The organism is Aurantimonas coralicida DSM 14790, assembly GCF_000421645.1.
GTDB lineage: Bacteria > Pseudomonadota > Alphaproteobacteria > Rhizobiales > Rhizobiaceae > Aurantimonas > Aurantimonas coralicida.
In genome coordinates, this window is the sequence record NZ_ATXK01000001.1 from 205,630 (window position 1) to 219,989 (window position 14,360).

General features: G+C 67.6%; 14 protein-coding genes. 9 read left to right on the forward strand and 5 right to left on the reverse strand.

The annotated features are described in order from the left end of the window. The first annotated feature begins 44 nt into the window (after positions 1–44). The gene (locus tag H536_RS0101005) at positions 45–1,157 is read left to right on the forward strand and encodes a pyridoxal phosphate-dependent aminotransferase (protein WP_024348693.1); all 1,113 of its coding nucleotides are present in this window, start codon (positions 45–47) and stop codon (positions 1,155–1,157) included. Positions 1,158–1,224: 67 nt separating this feature from the next. On the opposite strand, the gene H536_RS0101010 is transcribed toward H536_RS0101005, so the two are convergent. Continuing rightward, positions 1,225–1,497: a hypothetical protein gene (locus tag H536_RS0101010; RefSeq protein WP_024348694.1), complete on the reverse strand. Its 273-nt coding sequence runs from the start codon at positions 1,495–1,497 to the stop codon at positions 1,225–1,227. 392 nt (positions 1,498–1,889) lie between these two features. Here H536_RS0101010 and H536_RS0101015 point away from each other — a divergent pair, with 392 nt between their 5' ends. The 5 genes from H536_RS0101015 (at position 1,890) to H536_RS0101035 (ending at position 5,698) form a co-directional block, all read left to right on the forward strand. Further along, on the forward strand, positions 1,890–2,234 hold the full coding sequence (locus H536_RS0101015) for a DUF2147 domain-containing protein (protein ID WP_024348695.1): 345 nt from the start codon (positions 1,890–1,892) through the stop codon (positions 2,232–2,234). 163 nt (positions 2,235–2,397) lie between these two features. Then, the gene (locus H536_RS0101020; protein ID WP_024348696.1) at positions 2,398–2,736 is read left to right on the forward strand and encodes a DUF2147 domain-containing protein; all 339 of its coding nucleotides are present in this window, start codon (positions 2,398–2,400) and stop codon (positions 2,734–2,736) included. 176 nt (positions 2,737–2,912) lie between these two features. Then, positions 2,913–3,101: a hypothetical protein gene (locus tag H536_RS0101025; protein WP_024348697.1), complete on the forward strand. Its 189-nt coding sequence runs from the start codon at positions 2,913–2,915 to the stop codon at positions 3,099–3,101. Between the two features lie 45 nt (positions 3,102–3,146). Then, positions 3,147–4,649 (forward strand): AMP nucleosidase, encoded by a 1,503-nt coding sequence (locus H536_RS0101030; protein ID WP_024348698.1) that lies wholly within the window; start codon positions 3,147–3,149, stop codon positions 4,647–4,649. A 5-nt stretch (positions 4,650–4,654) separates the two neighbouring features. Further along, positions 4,655–5,698, forward strand: coding sequence for an endonuclease/exonuclease/phosphatase family protein (locus H536_RS0101035; protein ID WP_024348699.1), 1,044 nt, complete (start codon positions 4,655–4,657; stop codon positions 5,696–5,698). 121 nt (positions 5,699–5,819) lie between these two features. On the opposite strand, the gene H536_RS0101040 is transcribed toward H536_RS0101035, so the two are convergent. Together H536_RS0101040 and H536_RS0101045 are read right to left on the reverse strand one after the other, a co-directional pair. Continuing rightward, complete coding sequence (locus tag H536_RS0101040) at positions 5,820–6,212, reverse strand: lysozyme inhibitor LprI family protein (RefSeq protein ID WP_024348700.1); 393 nt, start codon at positions 6,210–6,212, stop codon at positions 5,820–5,822. A gap of 59 nt (positions 6,213–6,271) precedes the next feature. Continuing rightward, entirely contained in the window at positions 6,272–7,945 is a 1,674-nt protein-coding gene (locus H536_RS0101045) for an electron transfer flavoprotein-ubiquinone oxidoreductase (RefSeq protein WP_024348701.1), read from the reverse strand. A gap of 231 nt (positions 7,946–8,176) precedes the next feature. Here H536_RS0101045 and H536_RS0101050 point away from each other — a divergent pair, with 231 nt between their 5' ends. The 3 genes from H536_RS0101050 to H536_RS0101060 all read left to right on the forward strand — a co-directional run bounded on the left by H536_RS0101050 (position 8,177) and on the right by H536_RS0101060 (position 11,055). After that, the gene (locus tag H536_RS0101050) at positions 8,177–8,506 is read left to right on the forward strand and encodes a DMT family transporter (protein WP_024348702.1); all 330 of its coding nucleotides are present in this window, start codon (positions 8,177–8,179) and stop codon (positions 8,504–8,506) included. A gap of 37 nt (positions 8,507–8,543) precedes the next feature. Continuing rightward, positions 8,544–9,464: a uracil-DNA glycosylase gene (locus tag H536_RS0101055; protein ID WP_024348703.1), complete on the forward strand. Its 921-nt coding sequence runs from the start codon at positions 8,544–8,546 to the stop codon at positions 9,462–9,464. A 121-nt stretch (positions 9,465–9,585) separates the two neighbouring features. Then, positions 9,586–11,055 carry an MFS transporter gene (locus H536_RS0101060; protein WP_024348704.1) on the forward strand — a complete coding sequence of 490 codons (1,470 nt, stop codon included), beginning with the start codon at positions 9,586–9,588 and terminating at the stop codon, positions 11,053–11,055. Positions 11,056–11,215: 160 nt separating this feature from the next. Here H536_RS0101060 and H536_RS0101065 read toward each other — a convergent pair whose 3' ends face one another. Beyond that, positions 11,216–13,201: a PhoX family protein gene (locus H536_RS0101065; RefSeq protein ID WP_024348705.1), complete on the reverse strand. Its 1,986-nt coding sequence runs from the start codon at positions 13,199–13,201 to the stop codon at positions 11,216–11,218. Between the two features lie 143 nt (positions 13,202–13,344). Then, the gene (locus H536_RS0101070; protein ID WP_035694397.1) at positions 13,345–14,295 is read right to left on the reverse strand and encodes a DMT family transporter; all 951 of its coding nucleotides are present in this window, start codon (positions 14,293–14,295) and stop codon (positions 13,345–13,347) included. Between the last annotated feature and the right edge of the window lie 65 nt (positions 14,296–14,360).

The window sequence follows — 14,360 nt, forward strand, 5'->3', positions numbered from 1 at the left end:
CCCCGCGCTGCGACGGCTCTTTCCATTCCCGTCCGGAGTTCCCCATGCCGCTCTTCACCGATCTCGTGCGATTGCTGCCCGCTTCGGTGCCCTTCGTCGGGCCGGAAGCGCTGGAGCGGCAGACCGGCGTGCGCTTCAAGGCGCGCCTCGGCGCCAATGAGAGCGTCTTCGGCCCGTCGCCGAAGGCCGTCGAGGCGATGACGCGGGCCGCCGCCGACAGCTGGGGCTATGGCGATTCCGCCAATCACCACCTGAAGGAGGCGCTGGCGGCGCATCTCGGCCTCGCGCCGGACAACATCATGGTGGGCGAAGGCATCGACGGGCTGCTCGGCCTGCTGGTGCGCCTCACCTGCGAGCCCGGCGACCGCGTCGTCACCTCCCACGGCGCCTATCCGACCTTCAACTACCATGTGGTCGGCCACGGCGCGGCGCTGGACTTCGTGCCCTATCGCGACGACCGCGAGGATCTCGACGCGCTGATCGCCCGCACCCGCGAACTGAAGCCGAAGCTGCTCTACGTCTCCAATCCCGACAATCCGACCGGCTCCTGGTACGAGGCCGCGGAGATCGAGCGGCTGATCGACGCCGTGCCGGCGGAGACGATCCTCGTTCTCGACGAGGCCTATGCCGACATGGCCCCCGCCTCGGCCCTGCCGGCGATGGGCGTCATGCGCCCCAATCTTCTGCGCTTCCGCACCTTCTCCAAGGCCTATGGCCTTGCCGGTGCGCGCGTTGCCTATGCCATCGGCGAAGCCGGGACGATCGTGCAGTTCGAGAAGGTCCGCAACCATTTCGGCATTTCGCGCGTGTCGCAGGTCGGCGCGCTCGCGGCGCTGCGCGACCAGGACTATCTGCGCCGGACGGTGGAGAAGATCGTGGCCGCTCGCGGCAGGCTGGCGGAGATCGCCACGACGGCCGGGCTGATCCCGCTGCCGTCGGCGACCAATTTCGTCGCCATGGATTGCGGCGGCGACGGGGCCTATGCCCGCGCGATTCTGGAGGCCGTGATCCGGCGCGGCGTGTTCATCCGCATGCCGGGCGTTGCGCCGCTCGACCGGATGATCCGCGTGACCGTCGGCCGCGACGAGGATCTGGCGATCTTCGAGACCGCGCTCGGCGAGGCGCTGACGGAAGTGGGCCGGCCCCGGACGGCCTGACGGCGGCCGCTTGTGTCAGAGGCGGGGCGACGATGCGCCCGATGCCGTGAAGACGCGTCGCGTGTGATCAGTGACGGGTCATCCACTGGCGCGCGGCGCGCAGCGCGGCGGCGACCTCGGCCTTCGACATCTGGCTGGCGACGTCCTGCCGGTGATAGGCGGCCGCGTCCGATCCCTTGCGATCGGCGAGGTTGAAATACATGTGGGCGGCGACGAAATCGACCGCGCCGTCATGGCCGCAGGCCGCGCGCATGCCGAGGTCGAAGAGGATGTCGGCGTCGACGAACACCGCGCCGCTGGCCGAGATGTCGTCGTAGTTCTGGAAGTCGATGCGAGCCATTGTCTTTCGCGTCCCTGTCGCTGTTGATCGGCTGCTGTCCGATGGGTCGAGAATGACCGCGACGACTGAAGGGGTGCTTAAAGTTTTCGATTAATTCGAGATAAATGCGTGTGAGCATTTGGTTCGGGAAAACGCGCTCAAGCCCATGAACCTTCGGGACAATCCGATCTGAGGACGGACCGCTTCCGTTTCGGAAGATTCACCCATTGCTAACCGTACACTCGCATTCCATGCCTCTGCGGCAGATCTTCCGCCCTGGTGCCCATCGCCGATTTTGCCCATCCGGCAGGCGCGCCAGCATTGCCATTTGCGGCGTCTCGTTTACTCTTACGTGAAGGGAAGCGTCACGGTGTCGAGGAGGACGCCGGCTTGCCCTGATGGGGAGCGAGAACATGAAGCGACTGATACTGGCGGCCGTGCTCGGCCTTGGCATGGGCGGCATCGCGCACGCCGATCCGATCGAGGGCAACTGGAAGATGCCGTCCGGCTACAATGCCAAGATCACCAGCTGCGGCGGCGCCTTCTGCCTGACCTACACGACCGGCCCCCACAAGGGGAAAACCTTCGGGCAGATGCAGCCGACCGGCAAGGGCAAATATGCCGGCACGGTCACCGACTACACCAAGGGCGGCAAGGAATATTCCGGCAAGGGCGCGCTGTCCGGCAACACGCTGTCGGTGTCCGGCTGCGTCCTCGGCGGCCTGATCTGCCGCTCGCAGAGCCTCACCCGCCTCTGATCCGGCCGGGTGGGCAGGCCTCCCTGCCCGCCCGTTCCGCGAACCACTTGGCGCGTACCGGCCCGCATCGGTCCGTCATCGATGGCGACATATCGGCTGCGCAACCCTTGGCGCGGCAGCGGCGTTCTGTCTGTTCGATCCTGAACAGACCACGGAGCCCGCCATGAAGACGATCCTCATCGCAGCCGCCGCCGCCATGGCGCTCGGCACCTCCGCATGGGCCGCCGAGCCCATCGTCGGCAAATGGCGCGCGCCGGGTGGCGGCATCGTGCAGGTGTCGAGCTGCGGCGGCGCCTATTGCGCCGAAGTGATCTCCGGCCAGCACAAGGGCAAGTCCGTCGGCCGCATGACCGGCAGCGGCGCCGACTACGAGGGCGAGGTGATCGACCCCCGCGACGACCGCACCTACAGCGGCAATGCCGTGGTCAAAGGCGGCAAGCTGGAGCTCACCGGCTGCGCCCTCAAGATCTTCTGCAAGACCCAGACCTGGGTGAAGCTCTGAGCCGCGCCGCCTGACCGGCACCAACAACCGACCGCCGCCGCGCACCAACACTCGCCCCGTCTGCGGCTCCGCACCCACTCTCGCCCGGCCATCCGAGCCGGGCGCGTGTCAGCCTCGCTTCAGCGCCATGTGCAATTGTGGCGAAAATGCTGTAGGGCGGCACCATGATGACACGAATGACCGCGCTGACGGTCCTGATCGCCGGGATCGGCACTGTCCTGAGCTTCCTGGTGCAGGACATCGGCGAGCGCCCCGGCAGCGCCTTCGGATCCCTGACCGGCGACGATTGCGATTATCGCCGCGGCATCGTCTGCCCGCTGGTCCGCGATCCGATCGTTCTGCAGAACACCACCGGCGGATTTTGAGACCCGGCGTCTTCTCGCTGCCGTGACAGCCGGTTAGACAGGGGCATGACCGAGATCGTTCCCGCCCCGGCCGAGAGCCGCATCGTCACCCCCGAGACCGCCGAACGCCGCCCTTACTGGGATGCGCAGGAGGCCGTCGCGGAAGTCATCCGCCTTTATGGCCGCTCCGTCGCCTTCCTGTCCGACAGCTTCGACGCGGTGCTGAAGGATGGCGATCTCGACCATCGCTACCGCGCCTATTATCCGGAAATCTCGCTGGCCACGACGACCCATGCGCGGGTCGATTCGCGCCTCGCCTTCGGCCATGTGCCGCGCCCTGGCCGCTACGCGACGACGGTGACCCGGCCGGACCTGTTCGAGCGCTACCTGGTGGACCAGATCGCGCTCCTGATCCGCAATCACGGCCAGCCGGTGCTGGTCGGCGATTCCACCACGCCGATCCCGCTGCATTTCGCCTTCGGCGAAGGCACCTATGTGGACGGCAGCATGGCCGAGCGGCTCGACCGGCCGCTGCGCGACGTCTTCGACGTGCCCGATCTGGAAGCCACCGACGACCGCATCGTCAACGGCAACCACGAGACCGGCCCCGGCGAGGAAATGCCGCTGGCGCCCTTCACGGCCCAGCGCGTCGACTATTCGCTGCACCGGCTGTCGCACTACACCGCGACCCATCCGGCGCATTTCCAGAACTTCGTCCTGTTCACGAACTACCAGTTCTACATCGACGAATTCTGCATGATGGCGCGCGAGATGATGATGCGTGGCGGTGATGGCTATGTCGAATTCGTCGAGCCGGGTAATGTCGTCACCAGCCCCGGCGAGGCCAAGCCGCATCAGGGCGTCGCCCCGTCCCGGCTGCCGCAGATGCCGGCCTATCACCTCAAGCGCGCCGACGGCCACGGCATCACCATGGTCAATATCGGCGTCGGCCCGTCCAACGCCAAGACGATCACCGACCACATCGCCGTGCTGCGCCCCCATGCCTGGCTGATGCTCGGCCATTGCGCCGGCCTCAGAAACAGCCAGGAGCTGGGCGACTACGTCCTTGCCCATGCCTATGTGCGCGAGGATCACGTCCTCGACGCCGACCTGCCGGTCTGGGTGCCGATCCCGGCGCTGGCCGAAGTGCAGGTGGCGCTGGAGAAGGCCGTCGAGGAGGTCACCGGCCTGTCCGGCTACGAGCTGAAGAAGATCATGCGCACGGGCACGGTCGCCACCATCGACAACCGCAACTGGGAACTGCGCGACCATCGCGAGCCGGTCGAGCGGCTGTCCCAGTCGCGGGCCATCGCCCTCGACATGGAATCGGCGACCATCGCGGCCAACGGCTTCCGCTTCCGCGTGCCCTACGGCACCCTCCTCTGCGTCTCCGACAAGCCGCTGCATGGCGAGTTGAAGCTGCCGGGCATGGCGACGGAATTCTACAAGCGGCAGGTGGCCCAGCATCTGCGCATCGGCATGCGGGCGCTGGAGCTGATGTCCGAACTGCCCTCCGAGCGGGTTCATTCGCGCAAGCTGCGCTCCTTCTTCGAGACGGCGTTCCAGTAGACACCATGGCAGGGACCGGAACGACAGACCCGCCGGCGCGTGGGCGAACCGGCGGTCGCCGCTGGCTGCGGTGGACGCTCGCGGCCCTGGCGCTGGCCTGCGCCGTGGCGATCGTCGCCGGCTTCTTCGGCGATCGCGTCGCCGCCTTCGATTCCGTTGGGCATTTTCGCGCCCATCTGTCGGTCGCCGCCCTGCTCGTCGGCATCGCCGCGCTGATCGCCGGCCCGGCCATCCCGCGCATCGCCGGCGCCGCGGCACTCGCCGCAGCCCTCGCCGGCTTCGCGACCGTGGCGCCCTATGTCCTGCCGGACAGCACCCCGATGGCCGCCGACGCCGTCGAGGGCCGGCCGGCCTATCGGCTGCTGCAGATGAATCTGCGCTACGACGTCGCCGAGCCGGCCGAGGCCATCCGCCGGATCGCCGCCGAAGCGCCCGACATCGTCACGCTGCAGGAAACCGGGCGCGACTGGCAGGCGCGGCTCGAAACCCTGTCGGCCACCTATCCGCATCAGTTCTACTGCAGCGGCCCCTTCGCGCAGGGCAACGTCGCCATCCTGTCGAAGCGCCCCTTCGTCGACGAGGCCGGATATTGCGACGTGGTGAACGGCTTCGCCGCGCGGCGCATCGACTTCAACGGCACCGTCGCGACCATCGTTTCCCAGCATTTGCAATGGCCCTGGCCCTTCGGCCACTGGCGCCAGCTGGACGAACTGCAGGAGACGCTGGGCCTGCTCCGCGGCCCGGTGCTGGTCGCCGGCGACTTCAACGCCGCGCCGTGGAGCGCCGCACTGGAAACCTATGCGGCGGCCAGCGGCACGACACCGACGACGGGCATCGGCTTCACCTGGCTCCTGCGCGCCCTGCCGGGAGCATTGGCGCCCTATATCGGCCTGCCGATCGACCACGTGCTGGCGACACCCGGCATCGTGGTCCGGCAGCTCGGCACGCTGGCGCCCACCGCCTCCGATCACCTGCCGATCGCCGCGACCTTCAGCCTGCCGGCCCCGGCGCCGGCCGCCCCGGATACCCCGCTGGCCGCCGCGCTGTAGCTCTGCGGCCGTTCCGGCTTCGATATTATCGGATAGACCGGGCACTCGTCGCCCTGAGGCGGCACCAGGTTGATGCTCTGGTTCGGATCGTTGGTGGCCTCGGGGATCCTGTAATGCCCCCTTACTGCGGCGCGACCGACACCAGGATCTCGTTCAGCGCCTGTGTCCGTTGCGCGATGACGAAAGCCCGGCAGGACGGATAGGACAGGTGCCGGCCGATCGAACCGTAATTCGCCGGATCCAGGTAGAACAGGCAGCTCTTGTCGCGGTAGGTGAGCCACGCCCGCTGCTCGTCGCGAAGCATCGGCTGGCTCTCCTCGGGAAGCTCCGCCAGGAGCGCCTGCCACGCCGCGTTGAGGCGTGCATCCTCGCGCTCGATCCAGGCACCGCCGCAGTCCCCCATCTCCCGCATGCTGGCATCGGCCTCGCGCAGGCACGCATCATAGGCGTCGTCGGCGCGCGCCGGCAGCGCCAGCAGGAGGGCCAGGAGGATCAGCGGCAAAGCCAGGCGCATGGCGGTCTCCCCTTCACGACACGACGTGCAACGCTGCGCAGGTCAGCGAGACGCGGCTCCTACATCACCTGATAGACCGGCCCCTCGCCACCCTGCGGCGGCACCCAGTTGATGTTCTGGTTCGGGTCCTTGATGTCGCAGGTCTTGCAGTGGACGCAGTTCTGGGCGTTGATCACGAACTTCTCCTCGCCGCCCTCCTGCACCCATTCGTAGACGCCGGCCGGGCAGTAGCGCTGCGACGGGCCGGCATAGACCGCGAATTCGGAATCGTGCTGCAGCTGCGGGTCCTTGACCTGCAGATGGACCGGCTGGTCCTCCTCGTGATTGGTGTTCGACAGATACACCGAGGAGACCTTGTCGAAGGTCAGGACACCGTCGGGCTTGGGATAGTCGATCTTCTTATGCTTGGCCGCCGGCTCCAGGCAGGCATGGTCGGGCTTGCCGTGCTTCTGGGTGCCGAAGAACGAGAAACCGAACAGCGAGTTGGTCCACATGTCGAGGCCGCCCAGCCCGATGCCGAGCAGGGTGCCGTATTTCGACCAGAGCGGCTTGACGTTGCGCACCGGCTTCAGGTCGCGGCCGATCGCCGACGTGCGCCATTCGTCGTCATAGGCCGACAGCACGTCGTGGGCGCGCCCCGCCTTGATCGCCTCGGCGGCCTTCTCGGCGGCCAGCATGCCCGAGGTCATGGCGTTGTGGACGCCCTTGATCCGCGGCACGTTGACGAAGCCGGCCGAGCAGCCGATCAGCGCGCCGCCCGGGAAGACCAGCTTCGGCACCGACTGCCAGCCGCCCTCGGTGATGGCGCGCGCGCCATAGGCGATGCGCTTGCCGCCTTCCAGGAGTTCGGCGATGTCGGGATGCGTCTTGAAGCGCTGGAATTCCTCGAAGGGCGACAGATACGGGTTCTTGTAGTTCAGGTGGACGACGTAGCCGACATAGACCTGGTTTTCGCCCAGGTGGTACAGGAACGAGCCGCCGCCGGTGCCGCTGTCGAGCGGCCAGCCGAAGGAGTGCTGGACCCGGCCCGGCTTCGACTTGGCCGGATCGATCTCCCACAATTCCTTCAGCCCGATGCCGAACTTGCCCGGCTCGCGGCCCTCGTCGAGGCCGTAGCCGCGGATCAGCTGCTTGGCCAGCGAGCCGCGCACGCCCTCGCCGATCATCACGTATTTGCCCATCAGCGCCATGCCGCGCTGATACATCGGGCCGGGCTCGCCGGTGCGGGCAACGCCCATGTCGCCGGTGGCGACGCCGATCACCGCATTGCTCTCGTCGTAGAGGATCTCGGAGGCCGCGAAGCCCGGATAGATCTCGACGCCCAGCGCCTCGGCCTTCTCGGCCATCCACTTGCACACGAGCCCCAGCGACACGACGAAATTGCCGTGATTGTTCATCAGCTTCGGCATCAGCGCATTGGGCAGGCGGAGCGAGCCGCTGGCGCCGTAGAGATAGAACCGGTCGTCGGTGACCTTGGTCTTGATCGGCGTCTCTTCCTCGCGCCATTCCGGCAAGAGGATGTCGAGGGCCGAGGGATCGAGCACGTTGCCGGACAGGACATGGGCGCCGACCTCGGCGCCCTTCTCCAGGACCACGACGGAGAGCTCCGGATCGATCTGCTTTAGCCGGATCGCCGCCGACAGACCCGCCGGCCCGGCGCCGACGATCACCACGTCGAATTCCATCGACTCGCGTTCGGGCAGGGTCTCGGTCTGGCTGGCGGTATCGCTCATCGTCTCTGGGTCCTTTCGGTGGCGCGGGCAGATGCCGCGCATCCTCGTACACATTCGCACCGTGTGCCGTCGTTCCAAGACTAGGGCACGGGCCTGTTTGGACGAGTTCTAGCCTGATTGACCTTTCCGTCAAACAGCCGGCGTCGTGCGGATCGTCGCGGACGTCCCCGGCCCTTGACGCGCCGCCCGCGGGCGGATCAGACAGCACCGGCCCGACACAAGGAGACCGGCTTGAACGCGCTCTATCTCGGCATCGCGATTCTCTGCGAGATCGTCGGTACCACCGCCCTGAAATCCACCGAAGGCTTCACCCGGCTCGCACCCTCGCTGGTCACCGTGGCGACCTATGTGCTCGCCTTCTACTTCCTGTCGCTGCCGCTGCGCACCATGCCGGTCGGCATCGTCTATGCGATCTGGTCGGGCACCGGCATCGTGCTGCTGGCCCTGATCGACATCCTCTGGTTCCGCGTCACCCTCGACCTGCCGGCCCTTCTCGGCCTGGCGCTGATCGTCGGCGGCGTCCTCGTCATCAACCTGTTCTCCCAGTCGCTCGGACACTGACGCCGCCGTCGCGCCGCGCGGAAAAATCGGCTAGGGAATGGCCATGAACGCCGAGCCCCACCCCATCGACCGCGAGGCGGCCATCGCCCTCCTCGAATGGTACCGCGCCGCCGGCGTCGATGCGGTGACCGGCGAGGCCGCGCGCGACCGCTTTGCCGAGACGCAGGCCGAGATCGCCGCCCGCAAGGCCCGGCGCGGCCCGCCGGCGGGCGCCACCCCGGCAGCGTCCGGCGATGCCCCGCGCCCCGCACAGGAGACGAGGGCCGCCCCGGCCAGGACGCCGCAGCCGGCCGAGGAGCCCGGCTTCCCCTCGCCGCGCATCGCGGTGCCCGACGATATCGCCGTCGCCGATGCCCGCGAACGCGCCCGCTCGGCGACGACCCTGGCCGAGTTGCGGGCCGCGCTGGAGGATTTCGACGGCTGCAATCTGCGGATCTCGGCCCGCTCGACGGTGTTCGGCGACGGCAGCGAGACCGCCGATGTGATGCTGGTCGGCGAAGCGCCGGGCCGCGAGGAGGACACCGCCGGGGTGCCCTTCGTCGGCCGCTCCGGGCAGCTCCTCAACCGCATGCTGGAATCCATCGGGCTCGAGCGCGAGGCGGTGCGGGTGACCAACACCGTGCCCTGGCGCCCGCCCGGCAACCGCCCGCCGACGCCGGCCGAAACGCAGATCTGCCTGCCCTTCGTCCAGCGCCATATCGAACTGGTGGCGCCGAAGATCCTGGTCTGCCTCGGCTCGCCCTCGGCCAAGGCGATCCTGGGGGCGCAGGAGGGCATCCTGCGGGTGCGCGGCCGCTGGACGACCTACAGCTTCGGGCTGGAGCAATGCGACGCGATCGACGCGGTGGCGATGCTGCATCCGGCCTATCTGCTGCGCCAGCCGGCCCAGAAGCGCCTCGCCTGGCGCGACCTGATCGCCCTGCGCGAGCGTCTGGCGCAGAAATCGACGCCGGGCTGACGCGGGACCGGGCCGCCGCACGAATCGGCGGCGAAAAGGCACTCGCCAAATCGGTCCGAAACGCCTAGCTCTGCCCGCGAGGCAACGCGCCGCATCGACCACACCGTTCCAGGGCCGTCCCATGCCACTGCAGATCCTGCCGATCGCCGCACTGCTCGCATCGACCTTCTTCCTGATGGCCGGCGCCGGTCTGATGGGCATTCTCCTGCCGGTGCGCGGCTCGATCGAGGGCTGGTCGAGCTACCAGATTGGCGCCTTCGGCACCTCCTACGCCATCGCCTTCACGGTCGGCTGCTTCGTCATGCCGGTGATCGTGCGCAGCGCCGGCCATGTGCGTACCTTCGCCAGCCTCGCCGCCCTCCTGGCGATCTCGGTGCTCCTCAGCGGCGTCCTCATCGACCCGCTGGCCTGGATCGTCTTCCGCGCCATGGCCGGCTTCGCGCTGGCCGGCACCTACATGGTCGTCGAGAGCTGGCTCAACGAGCGGGTCACCAACGAGAGCCGCGGCAAGGTCTTCTCGATCTACATGGTGGTCACCATGGCGGCGATGATGGGCGGCCAGTACGTCATGCCGCTCAGCCAGCCCGAGCTGACCATTCCCTTCATGCTCTGCGCGATCCTGTTCGCGCTGGCGGTGATCCCGACGGCGCTGTCGCGCGCCGCCTCGCCGAAGCCGCTGACCAGCGTGAAGATCGATGTCGGCCTGATCTTCCGCAATTCGCCCGTCGCGGCCGTCGGCGTGCTCCTGGCCGGCATCATGTCCGGCGGCTGGAACAACATGGCGCCGGTGTTCGGCCAGAAGATCGGCCTGTCGACCACCGAGATCGCCACCCTCGTCGTCGTCGCCATGGCCGGCGGCATCGTCTTCCAGGTGCCGCTCGGCCGCTTCTCCGACCGGATGGACCGACGCTACGTGATGACCGCAGCCGGGCTGATCGGCTTCATCGCCGCCGTCCTCGGCGTCTATGTCGACGTCATGCCCTGGGGCGCGACGGTCTATTTCGTCGTCGCCTTCATCCTCGGCGGCATCGTCTACCCGTCCTATTCGCTGGCCGTGGCGCATGCCAACGACTACGCCGCCGACGAGGATTTCGTGAAGATCTCCAGCGGCCTTCTGATCCTCTACGGCGTCGGCACGATGATCGGCCCGATCTATGCGGCATTCCTGATGGAGAGCTTCGGCCCTGAAGGCATGTTCCAGGCCGTCGGCACCTCGGCCGTTGCCTATGCCGCCTATTCCTACTACCGGACCTACCGCCGCGAGGCGCTGCCGGTGGACGAGCGGGCGGACTTCCAGACCGTGCCGCTGGCCCGCACCCAGACGCCGACCAGCTTCACGCTCGATCCGCGCGCCGAAGCCTCGATCACCGCCGAGGAGGAACTCGCCGCCAGCGACGAGGCCGAGGCGGCCGAGGCAATGGCCAGTGCCGAAGCGGAGGCGGAAGCAGAAGCAGAAGCGGCGCAGGCCAGTGCCGAGTCAGAGAGAGCAGCAGAGGCTGAGGCAGCAGCCGACCGAACCGACCGCGATGCCGCCACCGCGCGTCCGGCCGAACCGGTGACCCCGCCGGACGACAAGGCCGGCGGCATCTGAGCACAAGACGCGGACGCCAGCTCCCTCCCCGGCCTCGGGCGATCATCCGCGCCCTTCGCGAAAGCGGGACCTGTCGAACGCCTCCGGGTCTTGCACCCACACAAACGAAAACGGGCGGCCGTGATGGCCGCCCGTTTCGCGTTTCGGACCTGTCCGGCGGTCAGCCGATGCGGCCGCCGCCCTGCTTGGTGATGGCCACCACCGACGGACGCACCGGCATGTCGTCCTTGAAGTCGGGCCAGCGGGTGGAGAGATCCTCGTAATAGGACGGCCGGCCGAAGCCTTCCCAGTCCTCGCCGCCATCGGCCGGGTGCTGGACCGCCACGAAGGCCGTCTGCATGTCCGGCAGGATCAGCGGACCGCACATCTCGGCGCCCACCGGAACGCGGAAGAACAGCTTCGACGTGCCGCGGGCCGCGCCCTCGGTGTCGACGGCGAAGAGGCCGTCGGTGCGGCCCGTCGCCTTCGGCGAATTGCCGTCGGTGGACACCCACAGCCGGCCCTCGGCATCGACCGCGCAATTGTCCGGCATGCCGAACCAGCCGTTCTTCGTCGTTTCCGTGGAAAAGGTCGCGCCGACATCGGCGACCGACGGGTCGCCGCATTTCAAAAGGACTTCCCACGTGCCCTTGGTCGCGGCGAAGTCGCCGCCGTCCTCGGCGATCTCGATGATGTGGCCGAAGGCGTTCTTGGCGCGCGGATTGGCGGCATCGGCCTCCTCGCGCTTGGTGTTGTTGGTCAGCATCACGTAGACGCGGCCATTGGTGCCGTTCGGCTCGATGTCCTCCGGACGGTCCATCTTGGTCGCCTCGAGAAGATCGGCCGCGCGCCGGGTCTCGATGACCACGTCGGCCTGGCTTTCGAAACCGTTCTCGGCGGTCAGCGGGCCTTCGCCGAAGACCAGCGGCATCCAGGTCAGCGAGCCGTCGTCCTCGAACTTGGCGACATAGAGCGTGCCCTCGTCGAGAAGGTCCATGTTCGCGGCCCGGTCGTCGGGATTGTAGGTGCCCGCAGTGACGAACTTGTAGACATAGTCGAAGCGCTCGTCGTCGCCGAGATAGAACACCACCCGACCATCCGCCGCGACGATGGACTCGGCGCCTTCATGCTTGAAGCGGCCGAGCGCGGTGCGCTTCTTCGGCACCGAGTTCGGGTCCTCGACATCGACCTCGACGATCCAGCCGAAGCGGTTGGGCTCGTTCGGCTCCTTCGACACGTCGAAGCGATCGTGGAAATTGCCCCATTCGTAGCTGCCGTCCGGCACGCCGTAGCGCTCGTAATTCTGTGCTTCCCGGTGATCTGCCGGCAGTTCGCCGACGAAATAGCCGTGGAAGTTCTCCTCGGCCATGATGTAGGTGCCCCACGGCGTGACGCCGCCGGCGCAATTGTTGATGGTGCCGAACACCTTGGTGCCGGACGGATCGGCTGTCGTCTGCAGCCGGGCATGGCCGGCGGCCGGGCCGCGCAGCTCCATCTCGGTTCCGGCGGTGATGCGGCGGTTCCTGGCGCCGTCGGTCACCACCTGCCACTTGCCGTTCTCCTTGCGGATCTCGACGATGGTGCCGCCATGGGCCGCCATCTCGATGTCGACGCGCTTCTGGTCGGCCGCGGCGACCGTGAGCTTGTCGCCCTCGACCTTCACGATGCCCGGGAACATCAGGTGTTCGTTGGTATATTCGTGATTGACGACGAGCAGACCATGCTCCGACGAACCGTCGATCGGGATGAAGCCGACATAGTCGTTGTTGTAGCCGAACTGGCGCGCCTGGGCTTCCGGCGTCTGGTTCGCCGGATCGAATTCCGGTGAATCGGCAAACACCGGATCGCCCCAGCGCAGCAGCACGTCGGCATCGTAGCCTTCGGCGATGTGGTGCATCTCGTCGACGCCGGCCTCGACCTCGGTGAAGTCGAATTTCGAGCCAGCGGCGCCTTCGGCATGGGCCTCGTCGGCGGCCATCAGCGCCAGCGGGCTCACCGTGGCGGCGATCGCCGTGGCAGCCATCGAGCCGCGCAGGAAGTCGCGGCGCGAGAAGCGCGTCGCGATCACGTCGCCCATGGTGCGGTTGTCGGTCGGGTTCAGACCGTCGCCATCGGCCTCTTCGAGCTGGCTGGTGCGGAATACCGCACGGCTTGCATGTTCGTTCATCGACGCCCCCTGATCTTGCGAAATCCGGCACCGTCCAACTTTTGGAACGGTTCCAGCATCGCATAATCAGGCAAGGTCACAAGCCGATGACACGCCACTGTGAAGGCGCGCGGGTGGCGGGCGGGCCTGCGCCGGCGGGCGTTTCAGCCCGTCGGCGGGGTGACGCGGCGGGCCCGCGAGCGCTCCAGGCCCAAGCGGTGCTCGCGCCAGATGATGAAGATGCCGGCCGACACGACGATGGCTCCGCCGAGGATCGTCGTGCCGCTCGCCGCCTCGTCGAAGATCACATAGCCGATGATGATGGCGAGGATCAGCGAGGTGTATTCGAAGGGCGCGATGGTCGAGGTGTCGGCATAGCGGTAGCAGGCGGTCAGGAGCAGCTGGCCGACGCCGCCGCACAGGCCGGCGAGGATCAGGAAGCCGGCCTGCTCCCATGTTGGCACCACCCAGCCGAAGAAGATCGACAGCGCCGCCAGCGCCGACGAGGTCAGCGAGAAATAGATGACGATGGTGGCGGTCTTCTCGGTGTGGACCAGCCGGCGGATCTGGATCATCGCGATGGCGGCCACGGTGGCCGAGACCATCGCCGCGGCAATGCCGATCGCCTCGCCATCGGCCAGCCCGTCACTGCCGAGCGACAGTTTCGGCAGCGTCACGACCATGATGCCGATCAGCCCGACGAGCACCGCCGACCAGCGGTAGAGCCAGACCACCTCCTTCAGGAAGATCGCGGCGAACACCACGGTCAGCAGCGGCGCGCCATAGGTGATGGTAATCCATTCGGGATAGGGCAGCCGCGTCAGGGCGAAGAAGCCGAACCCCATGGAGGTGACGCCGATGACGCCGCGCCAGACATGGCCGCCGAGATGGTCGGTCGTCAGCGCCGTGCGCAGATCGCCGAGCCAGGCGAGATAGATGACGACGGGCACCAGCGCGAAGAACGAGCGGAAGAACACGATCTCGCCGGCCGGAATGCCCTGGGCCCCCGCCTTGATGGAGGTCTGCATGCCGACGAAGACCACGACGGAGATGCATTTGAGCATGATGCCGAGCATCGGATTGGGCGAGGCCGCGTCGCCAGGCACCTGTGGCATTCGTCCCCTCAGACCGCCGCACCCCTTTGCAGGCGCCGGCATCGTCGATCACGCGTTTCTGTCAT

Excerpts from the sequence above, each read along its gene's own strand:
- H536_RS0101020 (WP_024348696.1), top strand. The coding sequence starts at position 2,398 with ATGAAGACGATCCTCATCGCAGCCGCCGCCGCCATGGCGCTCGGCACC.
- H536_RS0101065 (WP_024348705.1), bottom strand. The coding sequence starts at position 13,201 with ATGAACGAACATGCAAGCCGTGCGGTATTCCGCACCAGCCAGCTCGAA.
- H536_RS0101035 (WP_024348699.1), top strand. The coding sequence starts at position 4,655 with ATGGCAGGGACCGGAACGACAGACCCGCCGGCGCGTGGGCGAACCGGC.
- H536_RS0101010 (WP_024348694.1), bottom strand. The coding sequence starts at position 1,497 with ATGGCTCGCATCGACTTCCAGAACTACGACGACATCTCGGCCAGCGGC.
- H536_RS0101060 (WP_024348704.1), top strand. The coding sequence starts at position 9,586 with ATGCCACTGCAGATCCTGCCGATCGCCGCACTGCTCGCATCGACCTTC.
- H536_RS0101030 (WP_024348698.1), top strand. The coding sequence starts at position 3,147 with ATGACCGAGATCGTTCCCGCCCCGGCCGAGAGCCGCATCGTCACCCCC.
- H536_RS0101040 (WP_024348700.1), bottom strand. The coding sequence starts at position 6,212 with ATGCGCCTGGCTTTGCCGCTGATCCTCCTGGCCCTCCTGCTGGCGCTG.
- H536_RS0101070 (WP_035694397.1), bottom strand. The coding sequence starts at position 14,295 with ATGCCACAGGTGCCTGGCGACGCGGCCTCGCCCAATCCGATGCTCGGC.
- H536_RS0101055 (WP_024348703.1), top strand. The coding sequence starts at position 8,544 with ATGGCCATGAACGCCGAGCCCCACCCCATCGACCGCGAGGCGGCCATC.
- H536_RS0101015 (WP_024348695.1), top strand. The coding sequence starts at position 1,890 with ATGAAGCGACTGATACTGGCGGCCGTGCTCGGCCTTGGCATGGGCGGC.
- H536_RS0101005 (WP_024348693.1), top strand. The coding sequence starts at position 45 with ATGCCGCTCTTCACCGATCTCGTGCGATTGCTGCCCGCTTCGGTGCCC.
- H536_RS0101025 (WP_024348697.1), top strand. The coding sequence starts at position 2,913 with ATGACCGCGCTGACGGTCCTGATCGCCGGGATCGGCACTGTCCTGAGC.
- H536_RS0101045 (WP_024348701.1), bottom strand. The coding sequence starts at position 7,945 with ATGAGCGATACCGCCAGCCAGACCGAGACCCTGCCCGAACGCGAGTCG.